General features: G+C 63.9%; 15 protein-coding genes. 4 read left to right on the top strand and 11 right to left on the bottom strand.

Translation table 11 applies throughout. The features are described 5' to 3' along the window. The 3 genes from AC0L28_RS12850 to AC0L28_RS12860 form a co-directional block, all read right to left on the bottom strand. Window positions 1-1674, bottom strand: a complete 1674-nt coding sequence (locus AC0L28_RS12850; RefSeq protein ID WP_473477784.1) for an NADH-ubiquinone oxidoreductase-F iron-sulfur binding region domain-containing protein — start codon at window positions 1672-1674, stop codon at window positions 1-3. Window positions 1675-1881: 207 nt separating this feature from the next. Continuing rightward, window positions 1882-2121, bottom strand: coding sequence for a sulfurtransferase TusA family protein (locus AC0L28_RS12855; protein ID WP_031254334.1), 240 nt, complete (start codon window positions 2119-2121; stop codon window positions 1882-1884). 130 nt (window positions 2122-2251) lie between these two features. After that, window positions 2252-3508: a molybdopterin molybdotransferase MoeA gene (locus tag AC0L28_RS12860; protein ID WP_473477787.1), complete on the bottom strand. Its 1257-nt coding sequence runs from the start codon at window positions 3506-3508 to the stop codon at window positions 2252-2254. Window positions 3509-3689: 181 nt separating this feature from the next. On the opposite strand from AC0L28_RS12860, the gene fdhD reads away from it, so the two are divergent. Together fdhD and mobA are read left to right on the top strand one after the other, a co-directional pair. Then, window positions 3690-4580 (top strand): formate dehydrogenase accessory sulfurtransferase FdhD, encoded by an 891-nt coding sequence (fdhD, locus tag AC0L28_RS12865; RefSeq protein ID WP_128173388.1) that lies wholly within the window; start codon window positions 3690-3692, stop codon window positions 4578-4580. After that, on the top strand, window positions 4570-5202 hold the full coding sequence (gene mobA, locus AC0L28_RS12870) for a molybdenum cofactor guanylyltransferase MobA (RefSeq protein WP_023797616.1): 633 nt from the start codon (window positions 4570-4572) through the stop codon (window positions 5200-5202). The genes fdhD and mobA overlap by 11 nt, the downstream gene beginning before the upstream one ends. 10 nt (window positions 5203-5212) lie before the next feature. Here mobA and AC0L28_RS12875 read toward each other — a convergent pair whose 3' ends face one another. From AC0L28_RS12875 to AC0L28_RS12895, 5 genes are read right to left on the bottom strand one after another with little or no spacing between them, the layout of a single operon-like run. After that, on the bottom strand, window positions 5213-7174 hold the full coding sequence (locus tag AC0L28_RS12875; protein ID WP_473477791.1) for a molybdopterin biosynthesis protein: 1962 nt from the start codon (window positions 7172-7174) through the stop codon (window positions 5213-5215). Window positions 7175-7181: 7 nt separating this feature from the next. Next, window positions 7182-8303: a molybdopterin-binding protein gene (locus tag AC0L28_RS12880; protein ID WP_473477793.1), complete on the bottom strand. Its 1122-nt coding sequence runs from the start codon at window positions 8301-8303 to the stop codon at window positions 7182-7184. Window positions 8304-8353: 50 nt separating this feature from the next. Then, window positions 8354-9178: an ABC transporter substrate-binding protein gene (locus tag AC0L28_RS12885; protein ID WP_473477938.1), complete on the bottom strand. Its 825-nt coding sequence runs from the start codon at window positions 9176-9178 to the stop codon at window positions 8354-8356. Window positions 9179-9213: 35 nt separating this feature from the next. After that, complete coding sequence (locus AC0L28_RS12890; RefSeq protein ID WP_473477941.1) at window positions 9214-9936, bottom strand: ATP-binding cassette domain-containing protein; 723 nt, start codon at window positions 9934-9936, stop codon at window positions 9214-9216. Between the two features lie 2 nt (window positions 9937-9938). Further along, on the bottom strand, window positions 9939-10631 hold the full coding sequence (locus AC0L28_RS12895) for an ABC transporter permease (protein ID WP_023797611.1): 693 nt from the start codon (window positions 10629-10631) through the stop codon (window positions 9939-9941). Window positions 10632-10731: 100 nt separating this feature from the next. On the opposite strand from AC0L28_RS12895, the gene AC0L28_RS12900 reads away from it, so the two are divergent. Beyond that, the gene (locus tag AC0L28_RS12900; protein ID WP_287375849.1) at window positions 10732-11607 is read left to right on the top strand and encodes a helix-turn-helix transcriptional regulator; all 876 of its coding nucleotides are present in this window, start codon (window positions 10732-10734) and stop codon (window positions 11605-11607) included. A 42-nt stretch (window positions 11608-11649) separates the two neighbouring features. Here the strand turns inward: AC0L28_RS12900 and AC0L28_RS12905 are convergent, their stop codons facing one another. Further along, entirely contained in the window at window positions 11650-11856 is a 207-nt protein-coding gene (locus AC0L28_RS12905; RefSeq protein ID WP_031254328.1) for a DUF6494 family protein, read from the bottom strand. A gap of 109 nt (window positions 11857-11965) precedes the next feature. Between AC0L28_RS12905 and AC0L28_RS12910 the strand changes: the two genes are divergently transcribed. Then, window positions 11966-13252: a hypothetical protein gene (locus AC0L28_RS12910; RefSeq protein ID WP_473477797.1), complete on the top strand. Its 1287-nt coding sequence runs from the start codon at window positions 11966-11968 to the stop codon at window positions 13250-13252. A gap of 9 nt (window positions 13253-13261) precedes the next feature. On the opposite strand, the gene AC0L28_RS12915 is transcribed toward AC0L28_RS12910, so the two are convergent. Together AC0L28_RS12915 and AC0L28_RS12920 are read right to left on the bottom strand one after the other, a co-directional pair. Then, a complete protein-coding gene (locus AC0L28_RS12915) occupies window positions 13262-14497 on the bottom strand; it encodes a GGDEF domain-containing protein (RefSeq protein WP_473477943.1) in 1236 nt (411 codons plus the stop codon). 245 nt (window positions 14498-14742) lie between these two features. Then, window positions 14743-16782 carry a 4Fe-4S binding protein gene (locus AC0L28_RS12920; RefSeq protein WP_287225590.1) on the bottom strand — a complete coding sequence of 680 codons (2040 nt, stop codon included), beginning with the start codon at window positions 16780-16782 and terminating at the stop codon, window positions 14743-14745. Window positions 16783-16855 lie beyond the last annotated feature (73 nt).

Consider the following 16855-nt stretch of genomic DNA (forward strand, 5'->3'; position numbering starts at 1 on the left):
TCAAAGATCATCCCTAAAATGCGTCAAAAGGTGATTGACCGGATTTGGCGCCGCCTGGCCGAGACCGCAGATGGAGGAATCGCGCATCACTGTTTCAAGGTCGCGCATCGCCGTCTCATTCGGCACGCCCTTCTCTTTCAAGAGCGTTACCAGCTTTTCGGTTCCTTCCCGGCACGGCGTGCATTTCCCGCAACTCTCATGTTTGAAGAAATTCATAAGATTGAGGGTCACATCCCTGATGTTGTCGGCTTGCGAAAGCACGACCACCGCATGTGAGCCGACAAAGGCGCCCTGTTTGGCGAGTTCGCCGCCGAAATCGAGTTCAATGTCGCCCATCGACGCCGGAAGGATGCCGCCCGAGGCTCCACCTGGCAGATAGGCCTTGAATTCATGCCCGTCTGCCATGCCGCCGCAATAATCCTCGATCAGTTCGCGCACGGTGACGCCGGCCGGGGCCAGCTTGACGCCCGGCTCCTTCACATGTCCGGAAACCGACCAGGAGCGAATTCCCTGATGGCCGGGCTTGCCCTGCGCGGCGAACCAATCGGGTCCCTTCTCGACGATGTCGCGAATCCACCACAGCGTCTCGACATTGTGGTTGAGTGTCGGGCGTCCGAAAAGTCCGACTTCGGCAATATAGGGAGGCCGGTGACGGGGCATGCCGCGCTTGCCCTCGATGCTTTCCAGCATCGCGCTTTCCTCGCCGCAAATATAGGCGCCGGCGCCGCGCCGCAGGTCGATGAAACCGGGCTTGACGATGCCGGCTGCCTCGAGCGCCGCGATCTCGGCGCGCAAAATGGCGAGCACGGCCGGGTATTCGTCGCGCATGTAGAAATAGATGCGCTCGGCCTCGACCGCGTGGGCGGCGATCAGCGCGCCTTCGAAGGTGCGGTGCGGATCCTTTTCAAGATAGATGCGGTCCTTGAAAGTGCCAGGTTCGCCTTCGTCGCCATTGATCGACATCAGCCGCGGCCCTGGATAGCCACGCACGAAGCTCCATTTCTTGCCGGCCGGAAAGCCGGCGCCGCCGAGACCGCGCAGACCGGCGTGCTCCATGGTGTCGATGATGGCGTCAATGCCGGTCTCGCCCGCCTTCACCTTCCGGAAAAGCTGATAGCCGCCAGCGGCCCGATAGGCATCAAGGCCAACATAATCGGGCACGACAACCTTCGTATCGCCCGAGCGAGCCAGATCGATGAGGATATGGCTGCTGGCTTGGTCGACCTCACGGTCGCCAATGCGCGCCGCGGGCGCTGTGGCGCAGCGGCCCATGCAGGGCGCACGCATGACGCGGACCGTCTTCGGGTCGGCCTTGGCGGCCAGTTCGCCAATCAGGTGCTCGGCGCCCGCCAGCATGCAGCTTATCGATTCGCACACCCGGATTGTCAGCGGCGCGGGCCTCGCCTCGCCTTCCCTGACGATATCGAAATGGTCGTAGAAGGTGGCGACCTCGTAAACCTCCACCTGGGACAGGCGCATGTCTTCGGCAAGCGCGCGCAGATGCGCGGCCGACAGACAACCGTAGCGGTCCTGAATCAGATGCAGGAATTCGATCAACAGATCCCGGCGCCGTTCGCGATGGCCAAGAAGTTCCCGGACCTCGGCCAGGGCAACATCATCCAGCGCCCGCCCTTTGGGTCCGCGATCGGGAGATCGCCGTTGCTGCATTGTCATCCTCTCTCCTCCCGGACCCTTCGTCTGAGGAAGGCGGCTCCCGCCACCAATGTGGTTGTGAGCTCCCTCAGCCCGGCGCACCTTGGATCAAGGACTTGGCACACAAATCGACTTGGCAGACAAGTTGAACCAAATGCCGGTTTGACAATTTTAGCATGGCCGGGGCGCCGCGACAGAACTGATCTGCGCCCTGATTTGTCGCACGGCCTATACCGGGGCAGCTTGCGCCTTCTCGATCAAGAAAACGATGTGGTCTCCCTGCCGTTGCATCGCCTCCAGGCGGTCGCCCATTTCGTTGATCAGATTGGGAATGTCTATGGCTGCCAGCGGATCGGTGCAACGGACCTCAAGGCGCTCGCCTGGGCTTATGCCGCTGAGCGCCTTGCGGGTTTTCAGCGCCGGCAAGGGACATTTCAATCCCGTCAGATCGAGCTGTCTCGTCGTCATGGTGGCGCACCATGGCGGACCGCTTACCGGTCGTCAACGGTCGCCGACCCAGGGTATACTGCAGTTGAGAGCGGCCAGGCGTCGCACCGCATTTTGGCATACTGCATGCCCACCGGCTCGACGGCGTTCGTCAATACAGGTCCGAATAGGCAAGGAACTGAACGGTCTGGCCCGGCTCGACCTCGGCTATTTCCTCGCCGAGTTCGACAAGGCCGTGCGTTTGAACCAAAGAAGACAGCATGCCAGCGCCCTCGCGCGGGAATTTGACGGCTTCATATGTGCCATCCTGCGTCCCACGCAGGCTTACCCGCACATATTCGCGTCGCCCCGGCTTTTTGCGGTAGGAGAAGGCGGCCCGCACCGGCCGCGAAATTGGTGGCTGCTGCCGTGCGCCGGCCAGTGCAAAGATCGCGGCGCGCGCAATATGGGCGAATGTGACGAAGCTCGCCACCGGATTGCCGGGCAGCCCAATGAAGGCTGTTCCCCTGATCACCCCCATGGCGACCGGCCGGCCGGGTTTTATGGCCACCCGCCAGAAGACCAGGGTGCCCACACTCTCGACGGCGGCCTTGACGCAGTCGGCCTCCCCGGTCGAGACCCCGCCGGACGCCAGGATCAGGTCCTGTCCTGGCGCAGCCTTGCTCAGCGCATCCGCGATCAGCCTGCTGTCGTCGATCAGAATGCCCAAATCGGTGGTCTCGCAGCCCAATCTTGCCAGCATGGCCATCAGCATGAAGCGGTTCGAATCGAAAAGCTGGGCCGGTCCCCGGACCTTTCCCGGCGCGACGATCTCGTTGCCGGTCGAGAAGATCGCGACGCGAACTTTGCGCCGCACATCGATCTGCGTCATGCCGAGCGCCGCGGCGAGCGCAACATCCTGCGGGCGCATGCGCTGGCCGGCCTGCAGGACCACCTTGCCTGCTGCGACGTCCTCGCCCGCCGGCCGCACGTTGGCTCCTCTTTTCAGGCCGGGCGGAAGAATGACCCTGCCGGTATCGTCGACACGGACATCTTCCTGCAAGTAGACCGTGTCTGCCCCCTCCGGCAGCGGAGCGCCGGTGAAGATGCGTATGGCTTGTCCGGGCGCGGCGTGCCGATCCGGCGCCATCCCAGCCTGGATCCTGCCGCTCACCGGCAAGGCTTTTTCAACGGTTCCCGGCAGGTCGTCGCCGCGCAGTGCATAGCCGTCGACGGCTGAGTTGGTGAAAGGCGGCAGGGGCAGCGGCGCCACCAGATCACTCGCCAGGACGCGCCCATCGGCAATCGCCAGCTGGACGGTTTCGGTCTCGTCGACAACGGTCAGCCGTGAAGCAATCAGTGCGGCTGTATCATCGAGCGATCGCATCGGGCCGCCGAAAGCGAAGCAGTCATCTGAAAGTTGCGCCATCGAGCCTTCAGCCTCTATGGATCTGGCCGAGCCGGCAGCTCGGCGCCATCCGGCAAACCCAGTCTGCGCCTGTGCGCGCTTTTGTGGACCGGCATCGGTTTGAACAGGCTATATAGTGCAGGTCAAGCCGGAGGTAACGCGTCCACTCCGGCGAGCGGGATTGCAATTTCAAGAGAGCGCCATGCAACAGATGAAAACCCGACCAGACCCCGCCATCATCATGCCGAGCCCGGATGACATCCGATTGACCGAACAGGTCAGCGGCATCGATCATACGGGCGCCGCTATTCAAATCCGCGTCCCCGTTGAACGCCCGCTGACGCTCTATCTGAATGCCCAGGAGATCGTCACGATGATGACGATCGGCGACTATCCCGAATATCTGGCGCTGGGCTACCTGCTCAATCAGAACATGCTTAAATCTGACGACGTCGTAACCGAGGTCGAATATGACGACGACGTGCAGGTCGTGGTCGTCCGTACCGAGCGCAACACAAATTACGAGCAGAAGCTTAGAAAACGGACGCAGACTTCAGGCTGCGCGCAAGGGACCGCTTTCGGCGATCTTCTCGAGGCGCTCGATATCACTCTGCCGCCAGCCGCGCTGCACACCTCCTGGCTTTACCAAATGACCCGCACGATCAACACGACGCCGTCGCTCTATCTTGAAGCGGGCGCGATTCATGGCTGCGTGCTTTGCAAGGAAGGCACGCCGATCTGCTACATGGAGGACGTCGGGCGCCACAACGCCGTCGACAAGATCGCCGGCTGGATGTATCGCCACGGCATCGATGCCGCTGACAAGATCCTTTACACGACGGGCAGGCTGACGTCGGAAATGACGATCAAGACGGTTCGAATGGGCATTCCGATCCTCGTCTCGCGCTCGGGTTTCACCGCCTGGGGAGTAGATCTGGCGCGTCAGGCCGGCCTGACGCTGGTCGGTCGGGCGCGCGGCAAGCGGTTCGCCGTGCTATCGGGCGCGGACCGCATCGTCTTCGACCAGGACCTCGCTTCCGTCGACGAGGAAGCACCGCGTCACAGACGCAAGGGAGCCGACGATGGCGAATGAGAAGGTGCCGACCCTGGGCGTCGTTCTCGCCGGCGGGCTCGCCCGGCGCATGGGCGGTGGCGACAAATCGATGCGTCGGATCGACGGACTCACCATCCTCGAGCGTGTCCTCGAGCGCCTCAGCCCGCAATGCGACGGGCTGTTGCTGAACGCCAATGGCGACCCTGCCCGCTTCGACCGCTTTCGCCTACCAGTCGTCGCCGACCCGGTCGAGAATTATCCGGGCCCGCTTGCCGGCGTGCTTGCGGGCCTCGACTGGACCGCGGCGAACAGGCCCGATGTCGAATGGATCGTCAGCGTCGCAGCGGACTGTCCTTTCTTGCCGCGCGACCTCGTCGAACGGCTGCATCGAGCGCGCATGGCGAAAGCTGCGGATCTGGCGGTGGCGATGTCAGCGGGTCGGACGCATCCTGTCATCGGGCTGTGGCAAGTGGCGATGCGAGATGCGCTACGCCATGCACTGGTCGAAGAGGGCGTTCGCAAGATCGACCTGTGGACAGCTCGCTACAAGGTTGCAACCCAGTCCTGGCCGGACAAGCCGGTGGATCCCTTCTTCAATGTCAACACGGTCGAAGATTTTGCCGAGGCCGAACGGCTGGTTGGGCACCTTGCCGACCCTTAACCCGCATATCTCACACTTGGCCAGGTCGGGTAAAACCCATGCGCTCGACCGCCTCGTTGAATTCAGGCGAAGCGAGCGCGGTTAGGAAGGCCTGCACCGCGGGTCGCTGTTTGCGGGCAGAGACCAGCGCGAAATCATAATGCTCTTCCTTCAGCGCAATGAAGCCGAGCCCGGCTGAGCGCGCCACCGGCGCAATGGTGACGCCCCAGTCGGCTCGGTTCTGCGCCACGGCCGCCGCGACGGCATTGTGCGAGCGGGGCTGGTTCCAATATCCGTCGGGGCGCGCGGCACCAAGTAGTTGGTCGATCAGGATGCGCGTGCCCGAGCCCTGGTTGCGGTTGACCATCATGCAATTGGGAGCGGCGAGTGCGGCTCGCACCGCCTCCTCTGGGTCGGTCCCCTGGAAGCGCAGGTCGCCCGGGCGGTAGACGATGCCCTGCATGCGGCGCCATCCCTGCACGAGTTCGAGGCCTTCGCTCAGGAACGGCGCATTGTAGCTTTGCGTCTTGGCATCGAACAGGTGGATGGGCGCGATATCGCACTCGCCTCGCCTGGCCGCGGCCAGGCCTCCCAGGCTGCCGACCGCGATGGACCGCACCGTCAGGCCGGCGCGAAACAGAATGCCCACGACAAGATCAAGGCCGGTGCAGTTGCTGCCGATCACCACGAGATCGGGAACACGGACGTGCGGGGTGAACAGCGTCACCGACGCCTCGCTTCCGGCAGGCATATTGTCGGCTAGAGCTTCGATGCTGATGAAGCCGTCGGCCTGGGCAAAGGACGTTATCGCCCCCGAGCCCTTGCCGGTGGGATAGGCGACCAGCCCCTGCTCACCCTCGACCAGCGATACCATCACGAACTCCGTGCGGCCGAGTTCGGACTGAATGCGCAGTGGGACCTTTGCCGCGACCTTCGCTTCGGTCCGAGGCGGCAGGCCCGCCATGCGACGCAGCACGGGTACGATCATGTCATGGAAGGTGAACATGGCCGAAGTCGGGAATCCCGGCAGCACGACGACCGGCTTGCCGTCGCAGACGGCGAGGCAAAGCGGCTTTCCCGGCTTCAGCGCCACGCCATGGGCAACGATGCCGGGCGCGCCGAGACGGTTCACGATGCGGTGGCTGACATCACCCGCGCCCTTGGACGTCCCACCCGACAGTATCAGCACGTCATGCGCCGCCAGCGCCTCGCGCATGGCGGCTTCGAGTGTGGCTTCGTCATCCGGATAGGCGCCGAGAAAGCTCGCCTGGCCGCCATTTTCGGTTATCGCGGCGCTGACGATTGCGCCATTGGCGTCGTAAATGCCGGCGGGTCGCAGGGTGTCGCCTGGTTGGACAAGTTCGTCGCCGGTCGACAAAACCGCCACCCGCAGCTTGCGCGCCACCGTCACCAGCGCAATTCCACAGGCGGCAAGCATGCCGATTTCACGCGAGCCGATCACCGTTCCGGCGCGCAGCAGAACCTCACCGCGGGCAATGTCGGATCCGGCATGCGAGATGAACTGGCCGGGCGAGGCTCCGCGCCTGACCTCGATGGCATCGCCTTCGGCTGGGTGTGTGTGCTCCACCATGACGATGGCATCGGCGCCGCGCGGCACCGGCCCGCCCGTCGCGATCGAGGTGGCGGTGCCTGCGAGCACAGGGATTTGCGGGGCGACACCGCAGGCGATGGTTTCGCGGTTGAGCAGGAGCCTGGCAGGAAGCGCCTCCGACGCGGTGGCGATGTCGGCGGCGCGCACGGCAAAACCATCGACGTTCGAACGGTCGAAGGGCGGCACGTCGATCGGAGCCGTGACATCATCGGCAAGCGGCAGCCCAAGCGCATCCGCCAGCATCAGTTCTTCGGTCGGGGTCGTCCTGGGAAATAGCACCGCCTCGAAACGGGCGAGCGCCTCGTCGCGCGACAGGACCGTCAGGAACTGCTCCTGGCCGGTATGCTCCTGGCCGGTATCTGGGCGGGTGGATCTGGTCATCACCGACTCATCTGGGATCGTCGAACACAAAGGCGCCGACAGGTGTTCCCGCGGCCCAACCCTCACTGCCCCCTGGAATGGCAAGCCATGCATCCGCCAGGCGGATCGCCTCCAGCGAAAAATCTCCTATCGCAAGCGGCCGCCATCTGTCTTGTTGCTGGTTCAGCAGGACGATCTCGGCCAGTCCGACCGTGGACGAGATTTTCCGCTCCAGCGCCAGGACCGTCTGTCGCCGGGCGCTCCTGTCCGTCAGGCGATCGATAGCCGGCTGAACCAGCGCCAGAAAGGCGGCAAGAGCCTGATCGGGCGCGCCGGGCAAAGCAATGATCGGGACCGCATCGAGCCGTCCGATCGCCGCGGTTCGGCCGGGCTGTAGCGCTATGTTGTGGGCGATGAGCGCCCCACGCGCGGCAAGCGCGTCGGCTGTAGCGTCGGCGCGCCCCGCACCAGTGCCTCCAATCAGGATGATCAGATCGCCGGCTGCATTGCCAAGCGCCTGGGCGACGGATCTGGCGTCGCGCGCAACCGTTTCGATATCGAATACCGTCGCGCCAGAGGCTCTTGCAAGGTCGGCGATAAAATGCGCCGTGAAAGTATCGCTCGTCGGGGCGGCGACATCGATCAGGCGCACCTGCGGCATCCGCACCGCAATTTCACCAATCCCTGCGCTTCGCACTGTCAGGAGGTCAGCGGCCGACAGCCTGTTCCCTGCAATGATGAGCGGTCGGCCCGCCGCCATGTCCTCGCCGGCGCGTCGCACGCCCTGGCCCGGTGCCGCTTCATCGAGCGCCTGGGGCATCGGGCCGCTGCAATCGATGAGATCGGCATCGAGAACGCAATCGCATCCCTCCGGCATGGCGCCGCCTGCCTCTATCCAGACCGGCATTGCCGTCAGCGGCAGCGGCGAATAGGCCGACGCACCGGCAAGATCGAGCGCGCGGCACGCCCAGCCGTCTGTCCTTGCGGTGTCGCGGATGGGCTGCGCGCGTGCCCGGGGCGGCATGGCGGCGCCTATCTTCCCAGGCGTCTGGTCAAGCGGCAAAAGAGTGGGCGCAACCGGCTCCACTCCGTCGAGGAGTGCGGCGAGAGCCGCTTCGAGACCGGTCAGCGCGCCGACGGAAGGCTGCATTCTCATCATGTCCGATGATGGGGCAGATGCAACCCGCTTTGCAACCGACTTCAGGAGCGCTTCTGCTCAGCGTTCGGGAAGAACAGTTGCTGGCCGTCAATATTGTATTCGCCGATCGCCTGCTGTCCTTCAGGCGAGATCAGCCAATCTATGAAGCGTTGGCCGGGTTCAGCCTTGACGCTCGGGTGCCTCGCGGGATTCACCAGCATGACACCGTACTGGTTGAACAGCCTTTTATCGCCTTCGACCACGATCTCCAGTTCGCCGCGGTTCTTGAACGCCAACCATGTGGCGCGATCGGAAAGCACATAGGCATCCATGGCGCTGGCTGTGTTGAGCGCAGCGCCCATGCCCTGCCCTATCTCCTTGTACCAGTGGTCCCCCACCGCCGCGATATCGACACCTGCCGCCTTCCAGAGTCCGAGTTCAGCAAAGTGGGTTCCGGATTTGTCGCCGCGGGAAACAAAAACAGCTTTTTTGCTCTGGATCGATGTCAAGGCGACTGCGATATCCGGCGAACCCTTGATGCCGGCCGGGTCGCCTCTGGGCCCGATCAGGACGAAATCATTGTACATCACATCGAAGCGTTTCACGCCAAAACCTTGCTCGACGAATTTCTCCTCCTGCTCCCTGGCATGGACGAAGACCACGTCTGCGTCTCCCCGGCGGCCGGCGTCGAGGGCCTGGCCGGTTCCCTGCGCGACCACCTTCACCTCGATTCCGGTCCTTGTGGTGAACAAAGGCAGTATGTGGTCGAAAAGGCCGGAATCCCGTGTCGACGTCGTCGAGGCCACCACGATCGACTGTTCCTGTGCGCTGGCCGATGCGCCGCTGGAAGCGAGGAAAGTCAAAATGATCGCAATTGCGGTAAACAGTCGACGGTTCAGCACTGGAAGCTCCATTTCCGCGGTCAAAGCACGAGTTCCCCATGGATAAAGGCGGCAGCTTCTGCGGATGCGGGGCGATCGAAAAAATCACCGGCGCTGGCGTGCTCGCACAGTCGGCCGCAAACGAGGAAGACGACATCTCCCGCGAGCCGTCGCACCTGGCCGAGATCGTGCGAAGCCATGACGATCTTGGTACCCGATTGGGAGGCCATCAGGATGATCGCCTCGACATGGCGGGTTGCAGCGGGATCAAGGCTGGCGGTGGGCTCATCGAGCAGCAGGATCTCGGGTTCGCGCGCCAGTGCGCGGGCAAGCGCCACGCGCTGTTGCTCGCCGCCGGACAAGCGCCGCGCAGGTCGCGCCGCCAGGCCCAGAAGGCCCACACGATCGAGAAGTTCCTCGGTGCGTGCCGCGCGACGATGGCGCGGACAGCCAGCTTGCGCCAGTGCGTAAACCACGTTGGCGGCGACGCAGCGGCGCAGCATCACCGGTTTCTGGAGCAGCATTGCCCGGCGCCCGAGGCCGCGATCGGTGCGCCCACCCCAGCTCACAGTTCCTGCGGAAGGCGCGGCAAGTCCCATGCAAACCCGAAGCAGTGACGTCTTGCCCGCGCCATTGGGACCGAGCACCAGTGTCGGCGCACCGGGAGTAATCGCCAGGTTCAGGCGGTCGAGCATGGTCGTGGCGCCGGCGCTGAGCGAGACCCGGTCCAGAACGAGAGGAAGGTCGGTTAGCGCGGCCCGCATCATCAAGCCACCCGTTGCTCCGACCACAATCGCAGGCCCCAGGCAGCGGCATTGATGGCAAGAATGAGGCCGATCAGGATGACGCCGAGCCCGATCGCGAGCGGCAGGTCTCCCTTTGATGTTTCGAGCGCGATCGTGGTGGTCATGGTTCGGGTAAAGCCCTCGATATTGCCGCCGACGATCATGACCGTGCCGACTTCGGCGGCCGCCCGGCCGAAGCCGGCGAGCATTGCGGTAATCAGGCTGAAACGGCTGTCCCACAAGAGCGTCGCCACCCGGCCTGTCGGGCCGACGCCCATCGCCGTCAGTTCCTCGCGATATTCGCGCCACAAATCCTCGATGGTCTGGCGCGTCAGAGCCGCGATAATCGGCAGGACGAGAAGCGCCTGCGCGATGACCATGGCGGCCGGTGTGAACAGCAGGCCGAACGCGCCGAGCGGCCCTGATCGCGACAACAGCAGGTAAACGGTCAGGCCGACGACTACGGGCGGCAGGCCCATGAAGCCGTTGACAAGCACGACGAGCGCGGAACGTCCCGGAAAACGGGTCAGTGCCAGCAACGCCCCGAGCGGCAGTCCCACGACGGCCGCAACTGCAACGGCGGCCAGGGTAATGGTCAGCGAAAGCCGCACTATCGAGATCAGCGTCGCGTCGCCACTCGCGATAAGCTGCCATGCATTTAGGCCTTCTGACATACCCTTTCACCTGCGCTGCGTCGTCCTGCTATTTCTGCTGCATTTACTCCGCATTCGTCAAACAATTGAACCTGCGCAGGAATATGCATAGGATTGCAGGATGGATTTGCTGACGACTGCAGAAGCCGCAGACTATTTGCGCCTTGGCGAACGCAAGCTTTACGAGCTGGTCGCCAAAAACAGCATCCCGTGCAGCAAAGTGACGGGCAAATGGCTGTTTCCGCGTAACGAGCTCGACCGGTGGGTTCTGTCGGGATTGGCGCGTCCCGACGGAATGATTGCGCCCGAGCCGCCGCCCATAGTCGGCGGCAGCCAGGACGACCTGCTTGAATGGAGCCTTCGTCAGGCGGGCTCTGGCCTCGCCTCGCTTGCCGAGGGGACGGCAGGCGGCGTTGCGCGTCTTTTGCGTGGCGAGATTGCCGCTGCGGCGATCCATTTCCACGGTGATGCCGCCGACCCCAATGTGGAGGCCGCGCGCGCCATGCCGCGGCTGCACGATGCGGTGCTGATCGGTTTCACGCGGCGCGAACAAGGGCTGCTGCTGCCGCCGGGCAACCCCCGATCGCTCAACAGCCTGGCCGATGTCCTAGAAAGCGGCGCCAAGATCGCGATGCGCCAGGTCGGGGCCGGAGCCCAAATGCTGCTGGATGTCCTGGTCGCCCGCGCCGGCGCCAGCCAGAGGCGGTTGAACCGGCTCGAGCCGCCATGCCTGACAGGGCCGGAACTCGCTGCCGCGATCCGGACCGGCAGGGCCGATTGCGGCATCGCCACACGCGCCGCCGCGCGCGCCGCCGGCCTCAAATTCGTGTCATTGGCGTGGGAGAATTTCGATCTGCTGATGCGGCAGCGAACCTATTTCCAGCCTTCGATCCAGGCGCTGATCCGCCTCATGGCCGAGGACAGCTTCACCCAGCGCGCCGCAGAACTTACGGGCTATGACACCGACCCGGCCGGGCAGGTCCGATTCTTCCATTGATGTGGGGTGTCGATGGAGCGCCGGGCGCACCGCCGAACCTGTTCAGCCAAGGTCGATGTCGCCTTCGACGACGTGGTGCAGACCCGCGCGTTCGGCCGTGATCACGGCCCTCACGGTCAGGCGCCCCTGCCCTTTCAGTCCCGCATCCGCCACGGCCTTTTCGATCGCCTGCTGCGAGGTGACGCCGACCTGCTTCAGGAACTTGCGCATCGACACGTTGAAGGCATCGGTTTCCATGTTTTGAGTCATAGGATTGCCTCTAATAGCTTGGACTGTGCGGCTGGTCGGGTCGCGATCGCATGCTGTTCCCCGGCAAAGACGCTGCCCGCCAGCGGAACACGGAAACGTATGATGCGCAATGCATAAGACGCTCGCAACTGCTTTGCTCGCTGCTGTTTTCCTCGCCGGCGCGACGGCACTTGGTGCGGAACTGCGCGGGCATGGCGGTCCGGTGCGGGCGATTTCCGTGGCGCCGGACGGAAAGACGGTGGCAACCGGCAGTTTTGATACCAAGGCAATCATCTGGTCGCTTGAGACCGGCGAAGCACGCGACGTGCTGCTCTTCCATGAAGGTGAGGTAACTGCCGTCGCTGCATTGCCGAACGGGCGCTTTGCCAGCGCCGGTACGGATGGTCGTATCGCGATCTGGCAAATCGGTCGAGGCGAGCCGGCCCGCATCCTGGAGGGCCACACCGGGCCTGTCGCCGATCTCGAACTGTCACCCGACGGATCGATGCTGGCTTCGGCGTCCTGGGACACCACCGTCCGGCTCTGGCCGCTTGCCGGTGGGCCAGCGCGCGTCCTCGAAGGCCATCGTGCAAACGTCAATGCGCTCGCCTTCTTGGCGGACGCAACCCTCGTCAGCGCCGGCTATGACGCGACAGTCATCTTTTGGCCGAGCGAGGCTGGGGCGGCTCCGCTTCGGGCCATCATGCCGACGCCGCTCAACGCGCTAGCAAGAGCGTCCGGCGACCGCCTGTTCGTCGCAGGTGCTGACGGGCAGCTGCGGCTGCTCGACCGGCGCGGCAAAGTGCAGCTGGAAGTTCCGGCCTTGGGCAAACCGGTGATTGCTCTCGCCGCCACCCCAGACGCGAACTATCTCGCCGTCGCCGGCATCGGTGATGGAATCCTGTTGCTGGACGCCATCAGCCTCTCCACCATCCGCACGCTCGACACCTCCGGCGTGGCGGTATGGTCGCTTGCGTTCGCGGCTGGCGGCAAGACGCTTCTGGCTGGCGGCGCCGACCATCTGGTGCGGGAATGGAACGTCGAGACGGGCGAGCGCCTTGGAGCCGCTACAGCAGGCAGGACCGATCCGATGGCCAGATACGCAGGCAATCCGGACGCAGAAGTATTTCGCGCCTGCGTTGCCTGCCATACGCTCGACCCGAACGATGGCCATCGAGCCGGGCCGACGCTGCATGGCATTTTCGGGCGCAAGATAGCGTCCGTGCCGGGTTACCATTATTCGCCCGCTTTCCGGAAAATGGACATCGTCTGGACACCGGAAACCGTGTCAGAGCTGTTCGAGCTCGGTCCGAACGCCTACACCCCCGGCACCAAGATGCCTGAACAGACGATCAGCAATGCCGAGGATCGGGCAGCCCTGATCCGCTTTCTTCAGGCCGAGACACGCACCGACTGAACTTCGACATCACCGCATCGACCGAGCGCCCAAAAGGCTCGATGACTCCAGCCTGTGGAACACCGCCCGATTGCGGCCAGTCTGCTTGGCAACATAGAGTGCTCGATCGGCCTGCCGCTGGAGCTGCTCCGGCGAAATGGCCTGGTCCGGCGCCTGGACCGCCACGCCGATGCTGAGGGTGATATAGCGGGACACGCGGGATCCAGGATTAGGAAGACGAGCAGCTTCCACACACTCGCGAATTCGCTCGGCTACAATGGCGGCCTCCTGCTCGTTCACACTTGGAAGCAGCACGAGAAATTCCTCACCGCCGTAGCGCGCAACATGATCGCGATCGCGCCTCACGTTCTCCCGGATCAAGCGGGCGACCTCGATGAGGCAACGATCGCCCTCGGCATGACCGAGACGATCGTTGAGCTTCTTGAAGTCGTCGATGTCGCACATCAGCATGGCGGCGCCGCCGGGGCATTTGCCGCCACCGCCCCAGACGTGGTCGAGCGTTTCCGTCATCCGGCGCCGATTGTCGACGCCGGTCAGCGGATCGGTTCTCGCCAGAAGCTCCAGCCGATCGTTCGCTTCTGCCAGTTCGGCAACCCTGTGTCGGTCTCGAAGCTCGAACAGAAAAGTCTTCTGAGCCAAAATTGTCATCGTACGCCGCGCGGCGACCGTAGCGAGAATGCCGCTGGCAAAAAACAACGTGGCAGCCACCGCATTGCCAATCTCAAGGCCCGGGTTCTGCACCTGGAAGACGAGATAGAGACCGAGAGCCAAAGCCGCGACCGTCACGGTCCATGCCTGAGGGACGCCGAAGATGATGATGGCGGTAATCGCTACGAACAGCATGATGTTCAAGTGCCGTTCGTAGAACTCGCCGCCGGCGCTTGCGCCGACCAATACGATCGACAACAGGATGAGGAACATGCCTGTGATCAGGGAACCCCCCTGGACCCAGGACGGGCGCCGTTTTCGCCAGACAAGGACCACGGCTGCAGCGACGGGAGGGATGATGGCGCCAGGCAAGAGCATGGATAGCGCGATCGACCTTGGAAGCATCACCAGGTTGAGCGCCAGCGTCAGGACATCCAGGAACGCCACCCATGTCATCCAGGCGCGGATGATCTTGGCCGTTTGCGACCAGACACGTGCCTGAAACAGGCGCTTGATCTCGCCTTTGAGCCGGATGTCGCGCGTGCGCTGCGCCAGAAGTCGCTCAACTTCCGCCGTGACGGCAGGATCGTCCTGCATGTCGAGGTGCGTTCGATCTATCAATCGACGGGCCCTGAGGCCCCCCTTTCCCATACATCCATTCGAGCCACCCGGTGGTCAGCCGAGCGGCAAGCATGTCACGCTATGCTGAAGATTTGATTGCTAAAACCGTTTATTTGCGTGTTGATTGCAACCCTCGAAACCGGCTCTCCGCTTGACGCCGCAAGGCGGTGCACCCGACCTATGTCGAGGGGCAGTCCAAAGCGAGGGCTCAGACCGAGGGCTCAGACCGCCTTGTCGCTCGAGGCCTTGCGCTCCCGCAGATAGTCTTCAGTGGTTCGCGGCGGCGAGCGACCAGGGCCTGCATAAGGATCGAAGCCCTCATTCATCGCCGCATCGACGCGGCAATTGTCGCACATCCGTACAAGGTCGAGCCGCCGTGCGTTCTCGCCTGCAAACATCCAGTGTTTGCCTTCGAGCTTGGCGACGATCCGCTCGACGGTGCTCCTTGTGCCGAACGGCTTTGCGCAGCGGATGCAGTTGTACGGCTCCTCTTGCTTCACGACCCGGCTGCGAGCACCCCATGCCTGGAAATCCACCTGCGGCGTCAAGGTGATGACCTTCTCCGGGCAGGTCGCGGCGCAAAGGCCGCACTGCACGCAGGCGCTCTCGGAAAAATACAGGGCCGGCTGCTGTTCGCTGTCGGAAAGCGCCCCGGTTGGACAGGCGGAGACACAAGAGAGGCAGAGCGTGCAGCCGTCGACATTGACGTCCAGGCCGCCGAACGGAGCTGCAGCAGGCAACGCCACCCGGTCGACCGGCGTCGGCGCGGCTCGATGGAGCTCGAGCATGGTGCTCGTCAGCAGGCTGCGCTTCTTGCCGAGCGGCAGGAATGCCGCCGGGCGCCGCGACGCAACATCTGGAGTAATCAGGTCGAGCGCCGAGGCGAGTATGTCGGGATCGTCCACTTCGATCAATCCGCAGACCTCCGCGCCATAACCGAGAGACCGGCTCAAAAGATTGGCGATTGCGATGTTTGCGGCAATTCCGGTAAGCTCATGCCTTGGCTTGGCCGACGACAGCGCCCTTACGGCGCAAGCGCCCCAGGCGACCGGCGCGGTCCACGCCTCGATCCCTAACTGGGTTATCTCGTTCACCGCGACCGGCAGGACATTTGCGGGCAGACCCGCGCCGAAGCGGGCAAGTGCGTCGATCAGCGGCTCGCCATGGCCGAGATCATGGAAAAGCACAATCGCATCCAGGCCGCCCGCCTCACGATAGGTGACAAGAAGCGTCCGCAGCCGCCGAAGCAGCGACTCGGCATCCGGCACGGCGTAGGCGGCAGCGCCCGTGGGACATGCCGCCGCGCAGCTGCCGCAGCCGGCGCATACTTCCGCATCGATCGCGACGTGGTTCCCGGCGGGCGTTATCGCCCCAGTCGGGCACAGGTCGAGGCACCGTGTGCAGCCGGTGATGCGCGATCTCGAATGGGCGCACAGATCGGAGGAGAAATCGATGAAGCGCGGCTTGTCGAACTCGCCAACCAAATCGGCTGCCGTTGCGATCGCAACGGCGACGGAGGCGCGATCGCCGGGATCGGCCTTCACGTAGCCGTCGCGCAATTCATGAGCAGGAAAAAGCGGAGCCCCGCCGGAGAGATCAAGGATGATGTCGGCGTTCGAGACCGCTCCATCCCGCGATATCCCAAAGCCAAGCCGATCGCGCGAAGATGGATTGGGCGCCGCGAAATCGTCGACTGTCAGCTCGAAGGCGCCAAGATGGCCTCGCGCTTGCCGGATCGTTCCCTGCAAGACGGGAAAATCCCAGACCCGGTGCGGCGCGATTTCGCGCGGACGGCTAAGCAACACGGTGACGTCCAGCTTTTCGGCGAGTTGCCGGCCCGCATCGATCGCCGTGGCGTCGCAGCCATAGACCAGGACGACACCATTGCTCGAAAGCGTAACCAGCGCGGGTGGCGAAGCGGGTTCGGCCGCCATGGCGAGCAGAGCCGCCGCTTTCGGGCCGGCAGCAGCAGCATCCTGCGACCAGCCGCCCGTCTCGCGAATGTTTGCGAAAACCAGATCGCCTGCGAAACCGAGTTCCTCGGCGAGGTCGCCGAAAAGCGGCGCCTGCTGCGTGCAGCTGATGGTGACTGCTTCGCCGCCGCTCAGGGCGCTGCGCACCCGGTCGAGTTCCGCGCCGCAGAACTGGTCCCCCGCCTCGACCCGTGCGCCCGTGCATCCGCGGGCGACGCTGGCGCCGAAGCGTGGCATGCTCCGCTCGCAGGAGCAGACCAGGACCGTGCGTCGTTTGTCCAGGCTCATCCCGACTCCCGTGGCATCTTCCTTGCCCACGCGGTAGCGCCTCTTGTCTGGAAGTATTATAAAGACATTACAG

Source organism: Mesorhizobium sp. WSM4847 (assembly GCF_055811335.1).